Raw genomic sequence first — 2,063 nt, forward strand, 5'->3', positions numbered from 1 at the left:
TTGATAGCTGGAATTCTATTGAAATATTCGTTTGCTTGTGCTAAAGTGTAAGCTAATTGTTGTACGATATTCGCACCTGCATTTTGATAAATTCCGCTTGAAATTGTTAAGAATGGAACAGCTGTTTTTGAAGTAATTGTATTTAATTTCTCAAAATCTTTTTCAAGATTTTCAAACCAATTGCCATCTTTTACTAATTGTCCGATTGGATCATTTTGAATAAAGATGTTAGCTTTACTTTTTGTAGTGAAATCATTGATTTTATTCGAAAATTCTACAGAAAGAAAAGGTAAATTGAAATAATAATTCACGTTTTCTAACGAAAGATTTTGCATCAACTCGTCAATTGAAACGGCATCATTTTCTAAAGTAAAACGAACACTTTCTGCTCCTCTTTGTAATGTTTCTAGCGCACGCGCATTCGATTTTTTCACATCGTGAACAAAAATATTTTGAACAATTGCAAAAGGTTTTGAAGGAGTGATAGCATTCAAATTCACCTCTTCCGACACTTCGGAATCATCATTGTGATAAAACGGTTTCACTTTAATGCCTTCCGGACTTTCCCAAACTAAGGTTTCGTTGTAATCAGCACCTTTTAGTTCGTATTGAATTTGTTGCTTCCATTGTTTAGAAGAAACGGCATCAAAATCAGAAAATAAATTATTGTTAGCCACGAATTATGTATTTAATTGTTACTAGTTGTTTTTTTGGCAGCCGCTTTTTTTTCGTCTTCAAATTCGATGATGTAGATGTCTTCGTTATCGCGTTTCATGTAATATTTCTCGCGAGCGTATTTTTCTACACGATCATCATTTTTCAATTCTTTGATTTTTATGCTGTCTTTTTTAATTTCAGTTTTATAGTACTGAATATTATCTTCAATTTCTTCAATTTCCTTATCCAAAACGCGGTGTTCTAAATAAGAGTAATTGTCGAAAAAAAGCATCCAAACAGAAAAAAGAATTAACACCAAAACGTAGCGATTCATTACGAACGCTAAAAACGGATATTTGGCAATTAAATTCTTGATTTTGTTCATTATGCGATTCTTTGATTAATTACGGCGCGCACTACGTCGATAGCAACCGTATTGTATTTGTCATTTGGAATAATAATATCAGCAAATGCTTTAGTAGGCTCGATGAATTGTTCGTGCATTGGTTTTAAAGTGGTTTGATAACGATTCAAAACCTCTTCCATATCACGACCACGTTCTGCAATGTCACGTTTTAAACGACGAATCAAACGCTCGTCAGAATCGGCATGAACGTAAACTTTAATGTCAAACATGTCTCTTAATTCGGGATTGGTTAGAATTAAGATGCCTTCAACAATCATTACTTTTCTTGGATGTGTGATGACTTTATCGTCAGTTCTGTCGTGAGTTACGAATGAATAAACCGGTTGTTCAATAGTTTTTCCAGCTTTTAAATCTTTAAGATGGGCTACTAACAATTCAAAATCAATGGCTCTTGGATGATCGAAATTGATTTTAGTACGCTCTTCATAACTTAAATGATGCGTTTCCTTGTAATAAGAGTCCTGAGAAATGACACCTACTTCAGTAGCAGGTAACTCATTCATAATCTGATGAACAACTGTTGTTTTTCCACTTCCGGTACCTCCGGCAATTCCAATAATTAGCATATAAAAGGTTGTCTTGTTTAATTTTAGCAAAAATAGAAATAATATTCTAAGTGTTTTTTGTTTTTGGTTAGAAAGTTTAACGAATAAGTGCTAAAAAAATATAGTTTGAAAAAGACTGAAAATTTATTTTAAAAAAAGAATGGATTTATTTGGAACAAGAGAAATTAGTTCTATATTTGCACTCACAAATTCGGGGTGTAGCGTAGCCCGGTTATCGCGCCTGCTTTGGGAGCAGGAGGTCGCAGGTTCGAATCCTGCCACCCCGACAAAACCTTCTTGAAACTTCAGGAAGGTTTTTTTTATTGTCAAAAATTATACATACATAATTAAAACTAATTCAATTTTAAGAAATAATTTTAATTAAAAACTTACATTTGCTACTCTTAAAAGAATAAAGTTATGTCAGATACAAT

Annotated in this window: 3 protein-coding genes and 1 tRNA gene; 1 reads left to right on the forward strand and 3 read right to left on the reverse strand. The window is 32.7% G+C overall.

The window, feature by feature from the left end; genetic code table 11:
- The 3 genes from Q0075_RS03340 to udk all read right to left on the reverse strand — a co-directional run.
- Window positions 1-677: methylmalonyl-CoA mutase family protein (locus Q0075_RS03340; RefSeq protein ID WP_297868276.1), on the reverse strand; the 677-nt coding region annotated here is incomplete at its 3' end.
- Window positions 678-688: 11 nt separating this feature from the next.
- The gene (locus Q0075_RS03345) at window positions 689-1,042 is read right to left on the reverse strand and encodes a septum formation initiator family protein (RefSeq protein WP_297868277.1); all 354 of its coding nucleotides are present in this window, start codon (window positions 1,040-1,042) and stop codon (window positions 689-691) included.
- Window positions 1,042-1,650: a uridine kinase gene (gene udk, locus Q0075_RS03350; protein WP_297868278.1), complete on the reverse strand. Its 609-nt coding sequence runs from the start codon at window positions 1,648-1,650 to the stop codon at window positions 1,042-1,044. The genes Q0075_RS03345 and udk overlap by 1 nt, the downstream gene beginning before the upstream one ends.
- Before the next feature lie 191 nt (window positions 1,651-1,841).
- On the opposite strand from udk, the gene Q0075_RS03355 reads away from it, so the two are divergent.
- Window positions 1,842-1,916: transfer RNA gene (locus Q0075_RS03355), tRNA-Pro, on the forward strand.
- Window positions 1,917-2,063 lie beyond the last annotated feature (147 nt).

It is taken from the genome of uncultured Flavobacterium sp. (assembly GCF_937967675.1).
Lineage (GTDB): Bacteria > Bacteroidota > Bacteroidia > Flavobacteriales > Flavobacteriaceae > Flavobacterium.

Bases quoted from the DNA above. Each gene is read 5' to 3' on its own strand.
- Q0075_RS03345 (WP_297868277.1), bottom strand. From the start codon at position 1,042: ATGAACAAAATCAAGAATTTAATTGCCAAATATCCGTTTTTAGCGTTC.
- udk (WP_297868278.1), bottom strand. From the start codon at position 1,650: ATGCTAATTATTGGAATTGCCGGAGGTACCGGAAGTGGAAAAACAACA.